15 protein-coding genes and 1 riboswitch are annotated in these 17,100 nt (G+C 74.7%); of the genes, 9 read left to right on the top strand and 6 right to left on the bottom strand.

Annotation, left to right across the window (positions count from 1 at the left end; all coding sequences use genetic code 11):
- The first annotated feature begins 47 nt into the window (after positions 1-47).
- From G7Z13_RS29495 to G7Z13_RS29460, 8 genes are all read left to right on the top strand, one after another.
- Positions 48-995, top strand: coding sequence for a dihydrodipicolinate synthase family protein (locus tag G7Z13_RS29495; RefSeq protein ID WP_166003292.1), 948 nt, complete (start codon positions 48-50; stop codon positions 993-995).
- 103 nt (positions 996-1,098) lie between these two features.
- On the top strand, positions 1,099-2,100 hold the full coding sequence (locus tag G7Z13_RS29490; protein WP_166003289.1) for a proline racemase family protein: 1,002 nt from the start codon (positions 1,099-1,101) through the stop codon (positions 2,098-2,100).
- Positions 2,101-2,167: 67 nt separating this feature from the next.
- Positions 2,168-2,884 (top strand): GntR family transcriptional regulator, encoded by a 717-nt coding sequence (locus G7Z13_RS29485; protein WP_166003287.1) that lies wholly within the window; start codon positions 2,168-2,170, stop codon positions 2,882-2,884.
- A 113-nt stretch (positions 2,885-2,997) separates the two neighbouring features.
- Positions 2,998-4,170 carry a glycerophosphodiester phosphodiesterase family protein gene (locus tag G7Z13_RS29480; protein ID WP_166003285.1) on the top strand — a complete coding sequence of 391 codons (1,173 nt, stop codon included), beginning with the start codon at positions 2,998-3,000 and terminating at the stop codon, positions 4,168-4,170.
- A 239-nt stretch (positions 4,171-4,409) separates the two neighbouring features.
- Positions 4,410-4,653, top strand: a riboswitch (cobalamin riboswitch).
- Between the two features lie 30 nt (positions 4,654-4,683).
- Positions 4,684-5,397: an energy-coupling factor ABC transporter permease gene (locus G7Z13_RS29475; protein WP_166003283.1), complete on the top strand. Its 714-nt coding sequence runs from the start codon at positions 4,684-4,686 to the stop codon at positions 5,395-5,397.
- Positions 5,394-5,804: an energy-coupling factor ABC transporter substrate-binding protein gene (locus G7Z13_RS29470; RefSeq protein WP_166003281.1), complete on the top strand. Its 411-nt coding sequence runs from the start codon at positions 5,394-5,396 to the stop codon at positions 5,802-5,804. The genes G7Z13_RS29475 and G7Z13_RS29470 overlap by 4 nt, the downstream gene beginning before the upstream one ends.
- Positions 5,805-5,810: 6 nt before the next feature.
- Complete coding sequence (gene cbiQ / locus G7Z13_RS29465; RefSeq protein ID WP_166003280.1) at positions 5,811-6,572, top strand: cobalt ECF transporter T component CbiQ; 762 nt, start codon at positions 5,811-5,813, stop codon at positions 6,570-6,572.
- Positions 6,569-7,423 (top strand): ATP-binding cassette domain-containing protein, encoded by an 855-nt coding sequence (locus G7Z13_RS29460; RefSeq protein ID WP_166003278.1) that lies wholly within the window; start codon positions 6,569-6,571, stop codon positions 7,421-7,423. Before cbiQ ends, G7Z13_RS29460 begins: the two co-directional genes overlap by 4 nt.
- A gap of 119 nt (positions 7,424-7,542) precedes the next feature.
- Here the strand turns inward: G7Z13_RS29460 and G7Z13_RS29455 are convergent, their stop codons facing one another.
- From G7Z13_RS29455 to G7Z13_RS29430, 6 genes are all read right to left on the bottom strand, one after another.
- Positions 7,543-9,312 carry an ATP-binding cassette domain-containing protein gene (locus tag G7Z13_RS29455; RefSeq protein WP_240926546.1) on the bottom strand — a complete coding sequence of 590 codons (1,770 nt, stop codon included), beginning with the start codon at positions 9,310-9,312 and terminating at the stop codon, positions 7,543-7,545.
- 333 nt (positions 9,313-9,645) lie between these two features.
- Positions 9,646-10,314, bottom strand: a complete 669-nt coding sequence (locus tag G7Z13_RS29450) for an ATP-binding cassette domain-containing protein (RefSeq protein WP_166005425.1) — start codon at positions 10,312-10,314, stop codon at positions 9,646-9,648.
- Between the two features lie 103 nt (positions 10,315-10,417).
- Positions 10,418-11,548, bottom strand: coding sequence for an ABC transporter ATP-binding protein (locus tag G7Z13_RS29445; RefSeq protein WP_166005423.1), 1,131 nt, complete (start codon positions 11,546-11,548; stop codon positions 10,418-10,420).
- A 56-nt stretch (positions 11,549-11,604) separates the two neighbouring features.
- Complete coding sequence (locus tag G7Z13_RS29440) at positions 11,605-12,510, bottom strand: ABC transporter permease (RefSeq protein ID WP_166003273.1); 906 nt, start codon at positions 12,508-12,510, stop codon at positions 11,605-11,607.
- Positions 12,500-13,468: an ABC transporter permease gene (locus tag G7Z13_RS29435; protein ID WP_166005422.1), complete on the bottom strand. Its 969-nt coding sequence runs from the start codon at positions 13,466-13,468 to the stop codon at positions 12,500-12,502. Before G7Z13_RS29435 ends, G7Z13_RS29440 begins: the two co-directional genes overlap by 11 nt.
- A 20-nt stretch (positions 13,469-13,488) precedes the next feature.
- Positions 13,489-15,075 (bottom strand): ABC transporter substrate-binding protein, encoded by a 1,587-nt coding sequence (locus tag G7Z13_RS29430; protein WP_166003271.1) that lies wholly within the window; start codon positions 15,073-15,075, stop codon positions 13,489-13,491.
- Between the two features lie 176 nt (positions 15,076-15,251).
- Here G7Z13_RS29430 and G7Z13_RS29425 point away from each other — a divergent pair, with 176 nt between their 5' ends.
- A complete protein-coding gene (locus G7Z13_RS29425) occupies positions 15,252-16,916 on the top strand; it encodes an alkaline phosphatase D family protein (protein WP_166005420.1) in 1,665 nt (554 codons plus the stop codon).
- The last annotated feature ends 184 nt before the right edge of the window (positions 16,917-17,100 follow it).

The raw sequence follows: 17,100 nt of genomic DNA, 5'->3' as shown, positions 1-17,100 counted from the left end.
CCAGCACAGCCCGTGTCATGTCCCCTCACCCACCGAAGGGCCCGCCCATGACCACGTACGGCACCACGACCGGCACCACCGGCACCACCCCCGCAACCCCCCGCCGCCCCTGGCACGGCATCCTCGTCGCCACCGCCCTCCCCCTCACCGGCGACCTCACCGGCGACCTCTCCGTCGACCACGACCGCTACGCCGAACACTGCGCCTGGCTGGTCGACAACGGCTGTGACGGGGTCGTACCGAACGGCTCGCTGGGCGAGTACCAGGTGCTGACCCCGCGGGAACGCGCCCGCGTGGTGGAGACCGCGGTGGCGGCGGTGGGCGGGGAGCGGGTGATGCCGGGGGTCGCCGCGTACGGCTCGGCGGAGGCGCGGCGCTGGGCCGAGCAGGCGGGCGAGTCGGGCTGCGCGGCGGTGATGCTGCTGCCGCCCACCGCCTACCGGGCCGACGAGCGTTCCGTGCTGGCCCACTACGCGGAGGTCGCGCGGGCGGGGCTGCCGGTCGTGGCGTACAACAACCCCGTCGACACCAAGGTGGACCTCGTGCCGGAACAGCTCGCGCGGCTGCACGGCGAGGGCTGGATCCAGGGGGTGAAGGAGTTCTCCGGGGACGTCCGCCGCGCGTACCGGATCGCCGAACTCGCGCCGGACCTGGACCTGCTGGCCGGTGCGGACGACGTCCTGCTGGAGCTGGCCGTCGCGGGCGCCAAGGGCTGGGTCGCCGGGTATCCGAACGCGCTGCCCCGCGCCTGCGCCGCGCTGTACCGGGCGGCGACGGCCGGGGACCTCGCCACGGCGACGCCGCTGTACCGGCAGTTGCACCCGTTGCTGCGCTGGGACTCGCGGGTGGAGTTCGTGCAGGCGGTGAAGTTGTCCATGGACCTCGCCGGGCGGTACGGCGGCCCCGTCCGGCCGCCCCGGATGCCGCTGCCACCCGAGCGGGAGGCCGCCGTACGCGCCGCCACCGGGGAAGTCCTGGCAGCGGGCCTGGGGTAGCGCGCACGGTCCGCTCAGGAGCCCGGGCCGGCCACGGAGGCCCACATCTGCCTCACCCCCAGGCCCGCACCGCCCCCCCATGCCGCACAGAAGGGACCCGCCCATGCGCAGCAGCCTCGTCCTGCACGCCGTCGACTCGCACACCGAGGGCATGCCCACCCGCGTGATCACCGGCGGGATCGGCACCATCCCCGGCGCGACGATGAACGAGCGGCGCCTGTGGTTCCGCGAACACCGCGAGGACGTCCGGCAGTTGCTGATGAACGAGCCGCGCGGGCACTCCGCGATGAGCGGCGCGATCCTCCAGCCGCCGGCCCGACCGGACTGCGACTGGGGCGTGGTCTACATCGAGGTCTCCGGCTGCCTGCCGATGTGCGGGCACGGCACGATCGGGGTGGCGACCGTGCTGGTGGAGACCGGCATGGTCGAGGTGACCGAGCCGGTCACGACGATCCGCCTGGACACCCCGGCGGGCCCGGTGGCCGCGGAGGTCGCCGTCGAGGACGGTGCGGCGCGGGCGGTGACCCTGCGGAACGTGCCGTCGTTCTCGGTGGGCCTGGACCGCGAGGTGACGCTCGCGGACGGGCGGACGGTGACGTACGACCTGGCGTTCGGCGGCAACTTCTACGCCATCGTGCCGCCGGCCGCGCTGGGGGTGCCGTTCGACCGCGACCACAAGGACGACCTGCTCCGGGCGGCGCTCGCGCTGATGGACGCGATCAACGCGCACGACGAGCCCGTACACCCGCGGGACCCGTCGGTCCGCGGCTGCCACCACGTGTACCTGACCGCCCCCGGTTCCACCGCCCGGCACTCCCGGCACGCGATGGCCATCCACCCCGGCTGGTTCGACCGCTCCCCGTGCGGCACCGGCACCAGCGCCCGGATGGCCCAGCTGCACGCGCGCGGCGAACTGCCCCTGCACACCGAGTTCGTCAACGAGTCGTTCATCGGCACCCGGTTCACAGGCCGGCTGCTGGGCACCACCGAGGTCGCCGGGGTGCCGGCGGTGCTGCCCAGCTTCACCGGCCGTGCCTGGATCACCGGCACCGCGCAGTATCTGCTCGACCCGGCCGACCCGTTCCCGGCGGGATTCGTGCTCTGACCGTCCGCCGGTCCGTGCTCTGATGCGTCGTACGACCGTTTCGCTTCCCCCTTGCTGGAGACCTCCGATGCCCACCCGGCCGACCCCCGCCACCCCCGCGACCTCCGCGACCCCCGCGCCCTCCGGCCCCGACCTGCCCGTGCTCGGTGGCAGGCGCAGCAGTTACCGCGAGCGCGTCGGCGACGCGCTGCGGGCCGCGCTGATCGCCGGGGAGCTGCGGCCGGGCGAGGTGTACTCGGCGCCCGCGCTGGCCGCCCGGTTCGGCGTCTCGGCGACACCGGTGCGGGAGGCCCTGCTGGACCTGGTGAAGGAGGGGCTGGTCGACGCGGTCCCCAACAAGGGGTTCCGGGTGACGGCCGTGTCGGAGCGGCAGCTCGACGAGTACACGCACATCCGCGGGCTGATCGAGATCCCGACCGTGGCGGGGCTGGCGCGCACCGCCGCCCCGGCCGCGCTGCGGGCGCTGCGTCCGGTCGCCCGCGAGATCGTCACCGCCGCGGCCGCGGGTGACCTCATCGCGTACGTCGAGGCGGACACCCGCTTCCACCTCGGTCTGCTGCGGCTCGCGGGCAACGCGCACCTCGTGGAGGTCGTCCGCGACCTGCGCGGGCGTTCCCGGCTCTACGGCCTGACCGCCCTCGCGGAGGCGGGGCTGCTGCGCGCCTCCGCCGAGGAGCACCTGGAGCTGCTGGACGCGCTGCTGGAGCGGGACGAGCCGGCGGTGCGGGAGGTGATGACGCGGCATCTGGGGCACGTACGGGGGATATGGGCGGCGCGGGACTGACCGGTGCGGCTTCCCCGAGCGTTCACGTCCCCCTCACTCCCCCGCTCTTCTGGCACAGCCGCGGCGGAACTAGCGTCCCAAGGCGCCCCCTCCGACGAACGAGTGAGGTCCCGATGCCCGCCAGACATGCCGCCAGGCGCTTCCTCGCCGTGCTGACCCTCACCCCCGCGCTGACCCTCGCCCCCGCCTCCGCGCCCGCCCTCGCCTCCGTTCCCGCCTTCGCCTCCGCCTCCGCTCCCGCCTCCGTCCCCGCGCCCGCCCTCGCCGTCGTCCCCGCCCGCGCCCTCCCGGCGGCCACCGGCCCCGGCGTCGTGCCACGGAAGACCCACTTCGACCTCCAGGCCCATCGCGGCGGTCTGGGGCTGACGACCGAGAGCACCCTGGAGGGGTTCGCGAAGGCGCTGCGCCTCGGGGTGTCGACGCTGGAGCTGGACACCCAGGTCACCCGCGACCACAAGGTCGTCGTCACCCACGACCGGCAGGTCAGTGCCCAGAAGTGCCGGGACACCGCCCCGGTCGTGCCCGGCGACCCGTATTTCCCGTACGTCGGCAAGTACGTCAAGGACATGACGCTGGCGCAGCTGCGGACGATGGACTGCGGCTATCAGCAGCTGCCGGGGCATCCCGGACAGGAGCGCGTCCCCGGGGCCCGGATGATCGAGCTGCGGGACGTACTGGACCTGGTCGAGCGGTACAGGGCGCGGCAGGTCACGCTCAACGTCGAGACGAAGGTCGAGGCGGGCGCGCCCGAGCAGACCGCGCCGCGCGAGCTGTTCGTGCGGCGGGTGTACGAGGAGATCCGCGCCTCGGGCATCGAGGAGCAGGTCACGATCCAGTCGTTCGACTGGGGTGCGCTGAAGGTGATGCACCGGCTGGCGCCCGACTGGCCGCTCGTCGCCCTCACCAACCACGACTTCCTCCAGGTCGGCAAGGAGGGCGCCTCGCCGTGGCTGGGCGGGATCGACGCCGACGACTACGGCGGCGACTTCGTGCGGGCCGCCGCCACCGTCCCCGGCGTGCGGGCCCTGTCCCCGAACTACGGCTTCCCGCAGAACGGGAAGCTCGGCGACCCGGGCTTCCGCTTCTACCCCGACCGCGCGATGGTCGCCGCTGCCCACGCGCGCGGGCTGAGGGTGATCCCGTGGACCTGTGACGATCCGGCGACGGTGGCCGCGCTGATGGACCTGGGCGTGGACGGCGTCATCACGAACTATCCGGACCGGGTGCGGGCGCTGATGGCCGAGCGGGGCATGCGGCTGCCGAAGCGGTACCCGCCGCGCCCCTGACCGCCGCCGGGCAGCGCCGCGTCCGCCACCTCGGGGAACACCGGCGGTGTGGTGTTGCGCACGCGGGGCCTTACCGCGGTGGGCGGCGGGGCGGCCGAGGGCGCCGCCGCGGGGAGCGGCGGCGGGCGTGCTGGGGCGGGGCGGTGGGCCTCCGGGGGCCGCCAGGGGCGTACGCGGGTGGGCGTACGGTGCCGCCGGGCGCCCCCTGAGGTGCGCTTGTCACCACCCCGAACCTGGCATTACTGTCACCACGCCTTGGTGAACGGGAAATCCGGTGTGATGCCGGTGCGGCCCTCGCCACTGTGATCGGGAAGTCCGGCTCCGGCCCTCACGGGCAGCCACTGGGTCCGGGCCCTGGCGTCACATCGCCGCCCTTCGGGCGGACGACGGGATGGTGACGCCAGGGCCCCGCGACCCGGGAAGGCGGAGTTCGGGCGGTGGTACCCGTCAGCCAGGAGACCGGCCAAGGCGCGTCAACCATCCACGAGGTGCTGGAGAGGGTCTGTTCGAGCCATGCACATAGCCGAGGGTTTCCTGCCTCCGGCGCACGCGGTCGCCTGGGGCGCCGCGTCCGCGCCCTTCGTCGTCCACGGCGTCCGTTCCCTGACCCGCGAGGTGCGTGAGCACCCCGAGAGCACGCTGCTGCTCGGCGCCTCCGGGGCCTTCACGTTCGTCCTGTCCGCCCTCAAACTGCCCTCGGTCACCGGCAGCTGCTCGCACCCCACCGGCACCGGTCTGGGCGCGATCCTGTTCCGCCCGCCCGCCATGGCGGTGCTCGGCACCATCACCCTGCTGTTCCAGGCGCTGCTGCTCGCGCACGGCGGGCTGACGACGCTCGGCGCGAACGTCTTCTCGATGGCGGTCGTCGGCCCGTGGGCCGGCTACGCCGTCTACCGGCTGCTGCGGCGCTACGGCGCGCCGCTGATGGCCGCCGTGTTCTGCGGCGCATTCGTCGCCGACCTGTCCACCTACTGCGTCACCAGCGTGCAGCTGGCGCTCGCCTTCCCCGACCCGGGCAGCGGTTTCCTCGGCGCGCTCGGCAAGTTCGGCTCCATCTTCGCGATCACGCAGATCCCGCTCGCGGTGAGCGAGGGCCTGCTGACGGTGCTGGTCATGCGGCTGCTGGTGCAGTCCAGCAAGGGGGAACTGAACCGGCTGGGCGTGCTGGTGACGGGCAGGCGGGCCGAGGAGAAGACGGCGGCCGGGACCGGGACGGTGGCGGGATGAGCCGGAACACACGGATCAACGTCCTCCTGCTGCTCGTCGTCGTCGCGCTCGCGGTGCTGCCGCTGGCGCTGGGCCTCGGCGACGACGAGAAGGAGCCGTTCGCGGGCGCCGACGCGCAGGCCGAGACGGCGATCACCGAGCTCGACCCGGACTACGAGCCGTGGTTCTCGCCGCTGTACGAACCGCCGTCCGGGGAGATCGAGTCGGCCCTGTTCGCCGTCCAGGCGGCGATCGGCGCGGGCGTCCTCGCGTACTACTTCGGGCTGCGGCGCGGGCGGCGCCAGGGCGAGGAGCGGGCCCTGGCCCGGCGGGACGCCGAAGTGCCGCGGCACGCCGAAGTCCCCGAGGACGCCGGCGCACCGCGGGGCGGCGCCGCCGCGGGGGCCGAGCACGAGTCCGGGGTCTGAGCGCGCGTGCTGCCGATCGACGCGGCGGCGCACGGCAGCCGCTGGCGCCGCCGTCACCCCGTGGACAAGGCCGTGCTCGGGCTCGGCCTGACCGTGCTCGCGATCTCCCTGCCGCCGTGGCCGGGCGCGGCGCTGGTGCTGTCGGCGGCGCTGGCCGTGCTGCTCGGCCCGGCGGGAGTGCCCGGCCGGCGGCTGTGGCGCGCGTACCGGGTGCCGCTCGGGTTCTGTGTGACCGGCGCGGCGACGCTGCTGGTCCAGGTGGGCGGGCCCGGCGGGTTCGTCGCGCTCGCCCCCGGTGGCGCGGTGCGCGCCGGGGAGCTGCTGCTGCGCACCTCGGCGGCCTCCCTCGGGGTGCTGCTGTTCGCCTTCACCACGCCGATGTCCGACCTGCTGCCCCGGCTGGTGCGGGCGGGGGTGCCCGCGCCGGTCGTCGACGTGGCGCTGGTGACGTACCGGATGAGTTTCCTGCTGCTGGACTCGGTGCGGCTGATCCGGGACGCGCAGGCCGCCCGGCTCGGGCACACCACGCGGGCCGCGGCCTGGCGTTCGCTGGGCGGGCTCGGCGCCACCGCGTTCGTCCGCGCCTTCGACCGGGCGACGCGGCTCCAGGCGGGGCTCGCCGGGCGCGGGTACGACGGCACCCTGCGCGTCCTGGTGCCCGAGGCCCGGGTCTCCGTCCGTTTCACCGTCGCGAGCTGCGCCCTGCTGGCGGCGCTGGTCGCGCTCACGTTCGTACTGGATGCGTACGGGAAGGGCACGCTGACATGAGCGAGGCCACCGCCCTGGTCGCCCTGCGGGGCGCGTCGTTCGCCTACGAGGACGGTCCGCCCGTGCTCAGCGGGCTCGACTTCGAGGTGCGCGCGTCCCGCGCGCTGGCGCTGCTCGGCCGCAACGGCAGCGGCAAGACCACGCTGATGCGGCTGCTCAGCGGGGGGCTGCGCCCGCGTGAGGGCGAGCTGGTGGTCGAGGGCACGCCGGTGCGCTACGACCGCAAGGGGCTGACCCGGCTGCGGACGACCGTCCAGCTGGTCGTGCAGGACCCGGACGACCAGCTGTTCGCGGCGTCCGTCGCGCAGGACGTGTCGTTCGGACCGCTGAACCTGGGGCTGTCCGAACCGCGGGTGCGGGCGCGGGTCGCGGAGGCGCTGGCGGCGCTGGACATCACCGCGCTGGCCGACCGGCCCACCCATCTGCTGTCGTACGGGCAGCGCAAGCGGACCGCGATCGCGGGCGCGGTCGCGATGCGGCCGCGGGTGCTGATCCTCGACGAGCCGACCGCCGGGCTCGACCCGGACGGCCAGGAGCGGCTGCTGGCCACGCTCGACGGGCTGCGGGCGAACGGTACGACGGTGGTGATGGCCACGCACGACGTGGACCTGGCGCTGCGCTGGGCCGATGACGCGGCGCTGCTCACCCCGTCCGGTGTGCGCACCGGCCCGGCGCCCGACCTGCTCGCCCGCGCGGACCTGCTGGAGCAGGCGGGTCTGCGGCTGCCGTGGGGGGTCGCGGCGGCCCGGCTGCTGCACGCGCGGGGCCTGCTGTCCGACCCCGCCGCCGGCCCGCGCACCGCGGAGGCGCTGGCCGCGTTCGCCACCACGCACACCCCCGCCGAGGGCTGAGCCCCCGGGCCGCGCGAGTCTTCCTCCTTCCAGGGTGCGCCCGCGCGGAGGGGGTCGTCTCGCACGGCAGGGGGGTGCGCGTGCCGGTCGCGGCCGGTCCTGTGCGAGCGGTGCTGCGCCTACCGGTCCTTGGCGAGGGCGACCAGCTCGGCGAACAGGCCGCCCGCGTGGACCAGGTCGTCGTAGGAACCCTGTTCGACGATACGGCCCTCCCGCAGGACGACGATCCGGTCGGCGAGGCGGGTGTTCTCCAGCTGGTGGGTGACGACGACGGTCATCCGCTCGGCGGCGATGCGTTTGATCTCCAGGAAGATGCGGTGCTCGCCGCGCGGGTCCATCTGCGAGGTCGGCTCGTCGAGGATCAGCAGCGGGGTACGGCGGTACAGGGCGCGGGCGCAGGCCAGGCGCTGCCACTGGCCGCCGGACAGCTCGACGCCGCCGAAGAGTTCCCGGGCGAGCAGGGTGTCGAGCCCGTGCGGCAGCCGCTCGACGGCCTCGCGCATGCCGACGGCGTCGACGGCCTCCCACACGGGGGCGTCGTCGTGGGTGCGGGGCTGGCCGAGGGTGACGTTCTCGCGGGTGCGCAGCGGCCAGCAGGCGAAGTTCTGCGGGACGAGCGCGGTGCGCGCCCAGACCGAGTCGGGCCGGACCCGGGCCAGGTCGACGCCGTCCCACCGGACCTGTCCCTTGTCCGGCAGGAGGATGCCGGTCAGGAGCTTGGTGAGGGTGGACTTGCCGGAGCCGTTCTCGCCGACGACCGCCAGGATCTCGCCGCGGCGCAGGGTGAGGGAGACGCCGGCGACGGCGGGCTCGTCCTTGCCGGGGTACCGGTAGACGACCTCGTCGAGCCGGATCTCGGCCACCTCCTCGGGGATCGTCAGGTCGCCTCGCCGCGGGGCGCGTTCGGCGGCGAGGTCGAGGAAGGCGCGCATGTCGGCGAGGTAGAGCGAGGTGTGGAACAGGGCGGCTCCGTGCTGCACGAGCTGGGAGAGCGCGGCCAGCGTGGTCTGCACGGCGACGACCGCGGTGGCGGCGACGGGCAGCGCGACCCGGCCGGTGGCGGCGAGCCAGGCGAGCGCGGCCCAGGTGCCGAGCAGGAACACCCCGCCGAGGGCGGAGGTGGCGAGGACGATGCGCAGCATGCGCGGCGCGGCGGACAGGGTGCGCCGGTCGATGCGCTCGGACAGGGCGCGGTACCAGTAGACGAGGTAGCCGGTCATGCCGTTGGCGCGGATCTCGTCGCCGTGGCGCGGGTAGGTGGCCCAGAACCGCATCATGCCGCGGACGTTGCGGTCGGCGACGTTGGCGTAGTGCGTGGCGTAGTCGACGCGGGCGGAGAGCACGGCGCCGAGGCCGGCGGGCAGCACGGCGAGGAGCAGCAGCGGCAGCATCAGCCCGTGCAGGGCGCCGATGACGCCGGCCGCGGCGAGCATGCGGATGAGGGAGGCCACGAAGCGCTGGGCGTCGCGGACCATGTAGGTGGTGCGGGTGACGCCGACCTCGGCGGCCTCCTGACGGTCGGCGAAGCCGTCCACGCCGTAGGCGGAGGCCTCGACGCGGCAGACGGCGGACACCAGGGCGACGTCGGCCTCGGTGGTGAGGCGGGGGGTGATCCGTCCGTCGGCGTAGGAGGCGAGGGCGGCGCCGACCCGGCCGGCCGCGGCGGCCGCGGCGACGGCCAGGAGGTCCGGCAGGGCGGCGTGCAGGCGGTCGGGGACCGCGCCGCCCGCGAGGAGATGGGTCATGGCGCGCGCGGTGAAGCCGAGGACGACGGCGGCGGCGACGCCGGTGAGGAGCTGGCAGCCGAGCAGCAGCAGGACGGCGGGGCGGTAGACGGCCCAGGCCATGCGGGCGGTCTGGCCGAGCACGGCGGGCAGCCGCCGGCACATCGCCCGGAAACTGGCCTCCTCCAGCGGGTTCTTGCCGAACTTGCCCCCGTAGGCGATCGTCGCCGGTGGTGGAGGGGGTGGCGTCTTCGGGCTTTCTGGCGCGGTGTCGGGAACGGTCACCTGCATCCCTCCTCGGGTCGGGCGCCGCACCTGGGTGGTCCGGCGGTGCCCGGCTCAACGAGGGCGAGGGCGAATCGAACGCGCTCGATTCCGGACGACGGGGAGGCCGGTGATGCCGGGGCGGGGCGCGCCGCGTCCGCGTACCGCACGGGCCGTGCCGGCACCGGCGTTGGCCGAAACGCCGGTGCTCGTGACGGAGGTGGCCGGTGGGGTTCAGCCGGCCCGGTGCGCGGTCAGCTCGTCCCAGTGGACCGTGCGGTCGCACCAGCGACGCAGCAGGACGTGGTCGTGACCCACGGCGAGCAGTCCCGCTCCGGTGGCGGCCCGGTAGTCCTCCACGACGGCGACCAGGGCGGCGGTGGTGGAGGCGTCGAGCATCGCGGTCATCTCGTCGCACACCAGCAGGCGCGGGCGCAGCACCAGGGCGCGGGCGAGGCAGGCGCGCTGCAGCTGGCCGTCGCTGACCTCGTGCGGCCGCCGGGTCAGCAGGTCCGGGGTCAGGCCGACCGTGGCGGCGAGTTCGGCGACCCGTTCGGGGACCTGGGCGCGCCGGCCGGTGGCGCGCAGGGGTTCGGCGATCAGGTCGGCGAGCCGCAGCCGGGGGTCGGCGGAGAGCCGCGGCTGCTGGAAGACGACACCGAACGCGGTGCGCTGCTCGCGGGGCGCGCGGTGGCGCCATCCGCGCGCGGGGGTGCCGTCGAGCACGACGGCGCCCGCGTCGGGGCGGTGCAGCAGTGCGGCGACCCGCGCCAGGGTGGACTTGCCGCACCCGCTGGGCCCGAGCAGTCCGACGGCCTCACCGGGGGCGACGGTCAGGGAGACGTCCCGGACGACGGGGTCGCGGCGGTCGTATCCGGCGGTGATGGCGCGCAGTTCGAGCAGGGGCGTCGCGGGCGCGGAGGGCTCGGGTGTGACGGTGCCGGCCGTGGAGGGTGCGGCGGACGCGGAGGCTGCGGCGGTCGCGGAGGTCGCGGACACGGGGGTTTCAGGCACGGAGGTCTCCCACGCGGGTGGTGTCCCGGACGTCCTCGACCGCGTACGGGTGGTGACAGGCGACGGCGCCGCCCGGCGGCGGGGTGCCGCAGACCTCGGTGGCGCGGGCGCAGCGCGGGGCGAAGGCGCAGCCGTCGGGGAGGTCGCCGAGTTCCGGGGGCATGCCGGGGATGGGGGTGAAGGCGCGGTCGGGCAGGGCGTCGAGGAGACCGCGGCTGTAGGGGTGGCGGGGGCCGGGCGCGCCGAAGAAGGCGGCGGCGTCGGCGAGTTCGACGATGCGGCCCGCGTACATCACGGCGACGCGGTCGGCGATGCGTTCGGCGGCGGCCAGGTCGTGCGTGATCACCAGCAGCGCGCGCCCGGTGGAGGCGACGGGTCCCTCGGCCTTTGCCGTACCCTCGGCGCCCTCGGCCGTCTCGGCCCCTTCGGCCTTCTCGGCGCCCTTGGCCCTCTCGGCCCCTTCGGCCTTCTTGGCACCCTTGGCCTGCTCCGCGACCTCGGCCGTCGCGCCGCCCGCCGCCTCCGCGGCCCTCCTGGCCCTCTCGCCACCCCAGGCCCCCTCGTCGACATGCCGCCGCAGCTCGTCGACGGTGCGGTCGACGAGGTCGCGGTCGAGGCCGGTGGTCGGCTCGTCGGCGAGCAGCAGCGGGGCGTCGCCGACGAGGGCGAGTGCGGTGGCGGCGCGCTGGGCGAGGCCGCCGGAGAGTTCGTGCGGGTAGCGGTCGAGGTGGCCGGCCGGGAACGCGGCGCGCTCGGCGGCCCGTTCGGCGGCGGCGCGCAGGGCGTCCCGGCCGCGCACCGGGGTGAGCGCGGCGACCGTCTCCTCCAGCTGGGAGCGGATGGTGCGCACGGGGGTGAGGTGCGCGGCCGGGCTCTGCGGGACGAGACCGACGAGGCGGCCGCGGACGGTGCGGGCGAGGGTCCGCTCGTCGGCGGCGAGCAGGTCGAGGTCGCCGAGGAGGGCCTGTCCGGCGACCTGGGCGTTGCCGGGCAGCAGTCCGAGCAGGGCGGAGGCCAGCACGGACTTGCCGCAGCCGCTCTCGCCGATGAGCGCCAGGCACTCGCCGGGCGCGACGTCGAAGTGGGCGTCGGTCACGGCGGCGACACCGCGTCCGCCGGGCATCAGGAAACGCACCGACAGACCGTGCACCGACAGGACGGGGGCGGGGGCGCGCTCGCTCACAGCATCAGCTCCGATCGGCGGCGGGGGTTGATCCGCTCCCGCCAGGCGCCGGCGAGTCCGGCGATGGCGAGGGTGGGCAGGATGATGAACAGGCCGGGGAAGAGGGTGGGCCACCACTGCCCGGCGAGCAGGGAGCCGCGGGCGCTCTGGATGAGGTTGCCGAGGCTCGCGGTGTGGGTGGGCAGGCCGAGGCCGAGGAAGGACAGCGCGGACTCGTGCCACATGGCGTGCGGCACCATCAGGACGGCGGCGAGCGCGGCCTGCGGCAGCACGGCGGGCAGCAGGTGCCGTACGGTCACCCGCCACCGGGACGCTCCCCCGCTGACGGCGGCGTCGATGTACGGCCGGGAGCGCAGCGACAGCACCTCGGCGCGCACGATCCGCGCGGTGGACAGCCAGTGGGTGAGGGCGACGGAGACCACCACGGGCCAGACGCCGGGCCGGAACATGGCGACGATGAAGATGCCGAGCAGCAGGTGCGGCACGGAGGAGACGGTGTCGACGACCCGCATGACGGCGCGGTCGGCCCAGCCGCCGAGTGCTCCGGCGGTGGCGCCGACGGCGGTGCCGACGACGGTGGCGGTGAGCGCCGCGGCCACGCCGACGAGCAGCGAGACCCGCAGCCCGTAGACGCAGCGCAGCAGCAGGTCGCGGCCGACGTCGTCGGTGCCGAACGGGTGCTCCCAGGAGGGCGCCTCCAGCTTGGCGGCCAGGTCGACGGCCTGCTGGTCGAGCTGGGCCAGGGGCGGGACGAGCAGCACGGCGAGGACGGTCGCGGCCAGCACGGCGGCCGAGACGCGGACCCGCAGGGCGCGGCTGGTGCGGCGGTTCGTGCCGTACGACCGCCAGGCGCGCCCGGCCGGGGACTTCGCCGCGGCGGGCGCCGGTGCGTCACATGTCACTGAGCTTCACCCTCGGGTCGAACAGTCCGTAGAGCAGGTCGGCGAGCAGGTTGCCGACGAGGACGGCGGCGGTGGCGAGCGTGGTGAGGGCGGCCAGCAGCGGGAAGTCGACGGCGGTGGCCGCCTGGACGGTGGCGGCGGCGATGCCGGGCCAGCTGAAGACGCTCTCCACCAGCAGGGCGCCGGTGATGAGTTCGGGCACGCGGGAGCCGATCAGGGTGAGCACGGGCAGCAGTCCGGAGCGCAGGGCGTGGCCGAGCAGCACGGTGCGTTCGGCCAGGCCCCGGGCGCGGGCGCCGCGCACCGGGTCCTCGGCGAGTGCGTCGCCGACGCCCTGGCGGACGTAGAGCGTGAACCAGGGCAGCTGGGAGACGGCGAGCACCCCGGCGGGCAGCACCAGGTGGCTCGTGACCTGCCCGAAGGTGACCTGCCGGCTGGCGGTGTCGGTGAGGCCGCCCGCCGGGAGGAGGTCCCAGCGCAGGGCGAACAGCCAGACGGCGAGCAGCGCGATCCAGAAGACCGGGGCGGCCTCCAGGAGGTAGGCGAGCGCGCTGACGGCGCGGTCCACGAGGGAGCCGGGGCGGCGGGCGGCGAGCACGCCGAGCACCGTGCCGAGCAGTACGGCGACGGCGAACGCGACCGCGCACAGCAGCGCCGACCACACCAGGCGTTCGCCGATGACCTGGGTGACCGGCTGGCGCAGCACGGTGGAGTGGCCGAGGTCGCCGGTGAGGGCGGCGGTCAGCCAGTCCCACCAGCGGGTCCAGAACGGCTGGTCCACGCCGAGGTTGGCGCGCAGCCGGTCCAGGGTCTCCTGGTCGGCGCCGAGCGCGGCGGTGCCGGCGTAGGCCTTGACGGGGTCGAACGGGGAGGCGGCGGCGATGGCGAACACGCCGAAGGTGACGGCGAGGAGGACGGGCCCCGCGAACAGGGCCCGTCGTCCCGCCAGGCGTGCCATCGCCCCCCAGGGGGGCGTCCTCATCGCTTCGGCCGCCAGTCCTCGATGTTCCACCAGGGGCCGCTGGCGAAGCCGTGCTCGTGCGGCTCCAGCTGGGTGGTCAGGCCGTCCCAGCGGTCGGCGAGCACGTACACGTGGTCGATGTGGGTGAGGAAGGTGTAGCCGGGGTCGTCGACGAGGGCGCGCTGGACCGTGCCGTAGGCGGCCTCGCGCCGGCCCGGGTCCTGGGTGCGGCGGCCGGTGTCGAGGGCCTTGTCCACGGCCGGGTTGCGGTAGCGGGCCATGTTGTTGAAGCCGTCGCCGGCGAGGGAGGAGTGCAGCAGGGTGTACAGGCCGAAGTCGGGGTCGCCGACGCTGCCGAAGCCGGCGAGGACCGCGTCCTTGCCCATGCGCGGCTCGATGACCTCCCAGGTGGCGCTCTCCACCTTCACCTCGATGCCGGCCTTCTTGGCGTCGGAGGCGTAGGCGAGGGCGTGGTCCTGGCGGACCTTGTCGCCGGAGGGGTAGAGCAGGGTGAAGGAGGCGCGGCGGCCGTCCTTGGCGCGGACGCCGTCGCCGCCGGGCTTCCAGCCGGCCTTGTCGAGGATCTCGTCCGCCTTGGCGAGGTCGCGGTCGCGTTCGACGGCGGGGTCGAACGCGGGGTCGTCGGTGGGCAGCGGCCCGTAGGCGGGGCGGCCCGCGCCGTCGAGGATCTTGTCGACCATGGCCCGGCGGTCCACGGCGGCGTCGAGGGCCCGCCGGATCGCCCGGTCGCCGGTGACGGGTCCGTCGCTGGGGAGGGTGACGGCCCGGAAGTCGTAGGACTTCGCCTCGTACGTCCGCTTGTCGCCGTCCTCGGCGAAGGTGGCGGCGAGGTTGGGCGGCAGGACGGCGCCGTCGAGGTCGCCGGAGCGCAGCCGGGTGGCGCGGACGTCGTCGTCGGCGATGACCGCCATGGTGAAGGTCTTCACCTTCGGCTCGGGGCCCCAGTAGCGGGGGTTGGCCTTGAAGGTGAGCTTCTCGCCCTTGCGCCAGTCGGCGAGGACGTACGGTCCGGTGCCGACGGGCTCGGTGTTGAAGGAGCCGGTGTTGGGGTCCTGCTTCCCGGCGATGTGCTCGGGGACGATGGGCAGGACCGTGCGGGCGGCGAAGGGCGCGTAGGGGTACTTCAGGCGGAAGACGACCGTGTCGTCGCCGCGTGCCGTGACGCTGTCGACGGCGTCCAGCTCGCTCTTGGCGGTGTTGTTGGTCTTGGCGTCGAGGACGGTCCGGTAGGTGAAGACGACGTCGTCGGCGGTCAGCGGTTCGCCGTCGCTGAACTCGACCCCGTCGCGCAGGGTGTAGGTGTACGTGCGGCCGCCGTCGGTGATCTTCGGCAGCGCGGTGGCGAGGGCCGGCTTCAGCTTCAGGCCGGCGTCGCGGGCGAGCAGCCCGTCGAAGATCTTGGAGTTGCCGTCCTTGCCGTAGCCGAGCAGCGGGCTGAGGGTCTCCGGCTCGGTGGCCACGCCGATGACGACGGAGTCGGCGGCCTTCGCGTCGTCCGTCCCGCCGCCGGGTGCCGAGCAGGCGGCGACCCCGGCGGTCAACGCCGCCGTGACGGCGGCACCTCGTATCCGTCGGGCCGTCATGGACCTCACACCCTTGTTGCCGTTTTCGCGTTGTTGCATAGCGGTGGCAATTAAAGGTCACGAAGGCGCTCGAGCACCAGTCCGTACGTCCCCCGTGTGACGCCACCGCAAGGCGTGCCTGAATTGCCCATTTTGTCTGCTTAGCATGCGTACTCCGCGTGATGAGAGGACATCAGATGGCGCCCACCGGCCGTCGCACAGGCCTGCCCGAGCATCCCTCGGCCCCCACCGACGCCGTATGGCGTGCCGCGGTCCCGCACCTCGCCCGCCGCCGCTTGTTCACCGTCGCCGCCGCGGCCGCCACCCTGGCCTTCGGCACCGGCCTGCCCGCGCGGGGCGCGATGGCCGCCCCGCAGCTCGACGCCGCCCGGATCACCGAGGACCCCTTCACCCTGGGGGTCGCCTCCGGCGATCCGCTGCCGGACTCGGTCGTGCTGTGGACCCGGCTCGCGCCCACCCCGTACGAGCCGGACGGCGGACTCGGACAGCAGCGGATCGCCGTGCAGTGGGAGGTCGCCCTCGACGAGTGGTTCGCCGTCGTCGTGCGCGACGGCGTCGCCCTGGCCTACCCGGAGTACGGCCACAGCGTGCACGTCGACGTCAAGGGCCTGGACCCGGGCACCCCGTACTACTACCGGTTCCGCACCGGGGCCTGGATCAGCCCGGTGGGCCGCACCCACACCGCGCCGGACACCGGCACCCCCGTCGCGTCCCTGCGCCTGGCCGCCGTCGCCTGCCAGGCGTACCACGACGGCTACTACACCGCCTACCGGCACCTGGCGAACGAGGACGTCGACCTCGTCTTCCACCTCGGCGACTACCTGTACGAGTACGCCGTCAACTCCGCCGGCGGCGAGCGCCGGTACGCCGACGGCACGCTCCCGGACGTCTTCAACCGGGAGACCATGACCCTGGCGGACTACCGGATGCGGTACGCCCTGTACAAGACCGACGCCGACCTGCAGGCCGCGCACGCCACGCACCCCTTCGTGGTCACCTGGGACGACCACGAGACCGAGAACAACTACGCGGGCCCCTTCGACGAGAACGGCAGCCCGCCCGAGCAGTTCCTGCTGCGGCGGGCCGCCGCCTACCGCGCGTACTGGGAGAACCAGCCGCTGCGCTCCGCGCAGCTCCCCCAGGGCCCGGACGCCCGGCTGTACCGCCGCCTCCACTGGGGCACCCTCGCCCAGTTCGACCTGCTCGACACCCGCCAGTACCGCTCCGACCAGGCCTACGGCGACCGCCCGCACGTCCCGGGCCCCGAGTCCGACGACCCGGCGCGCACCCTCACCGGCGCCGAGCAGGAACGCTGGCTGATCGACGGCTGGCACGACTCCGGGGCGCTGTGGACCGTGATGCCCCAGCAGGTGCTGTTCAGCCAGCGCAACTTCGACGTGACCAACCCGCCGAAGGTCTCCATGGACGCCTGGGACGGCTACCGCGCCTCACGCAACCGGGTCGTCGCCGGGGCGAAGGCCGCCGGACTCGCCAACTGGCTCGTCCTCACCGGAGACGTCCACGTCAGCTATGCCCTCGACATCAAGGACGACTTCGACGACCCGGCCTCCCGCAACCTCGGCACGGAACTCGCCTGCACCTCCATCACCAGCGGCAAGGACGGCGCGGCCAGGCTGCCCAACTGGGAGTCGCACCTGCGGGCCAACCCGCACATGAAGTTCTACGACGGCAGGCGCGGCTACCTCCGGGTGCGGCTGGACCGGGCCCGGGCGGAGGCCGACTTCCGGACGATCCCGGCCGTGTCGACGCCCGGCGCGCCCGTCACGACGGCCGCGTCGTTCGTCACCGAGGTGGGGAACCCCGGGCTCACACCGGCGTGACACCGGCCCCGTCCCGCCCCCCTGCCCGCCTCGGCCCGCCCTCCTGCCCTCGCCCCGGTCCGCCTCAGGGCGCCCCCGCTCCGCCTCAGGGCGCCCCGGTCCGCCTAGGAGCGCCCCGCTCCGCCTCGCAGCGCCCTACTGCACATGGCGCTCCGAGGCGTCACCAAAAGCGCGAAAGCGCGCC

The organism is Streptomyces sp. JB150, from assembly GCF_011193355.1.
Taxonomy (GTDB): Bacteria; Actinomycetota; Actinomycetes; order Streptomycetales; family Streptomycetaceae; genus Streptomyces.
This window is presented reverse-complemented; position numbering and strand designations above follow the sequence as displayed.